Annotated in this window: 1 pseudogene; it reads right to left on the bottom strand. The window is 34.3% G+C overall.

The window, feature by feature from the left end:
• Positions 1-85: pseudogene (locus CBI42_RS12040) on the bottom strand (replication initiator protein A); the annotation flags it as partial.
• Positions 86-242 lie beyond the last annotated feature (157 nt).

Genomic DNA, 242 nt, shown 5'->3' with positions numbered 1-242 from the left:
TATATTTCTCATCCTCAAAAAGAATTTTAGGTAATTTATAATACCGTTCTGAAGTTTGGTATTGATTTGCGGTAATTCGTTTCATAGCGCTCCTCCAAGTTCTTTGAGTATTAAATCTCCACTTGATTCCAATCGAACCAAGCCGCTTTTTTCTAATTCAGCCATAAGAGAGATGGCTTCAACAATGTCAATTCCCATTTCACGTACTAAAAATGAAATGACAATATAGCGTGATGATTGTA

The sequence above is a fragment of the Streptococcus sp. KR genome, from assembly GCF_002238115.1.
Taxonomy (GTDB): Bacteria; Bacillota; Bacilli; order Lactobacillales; family Streptococcaceae; genus Streptococcus.
Note: the sequence above shows the minus strand (reverse complement) of the source record. Positions and strands in the feature narration are given on the sequence as shown.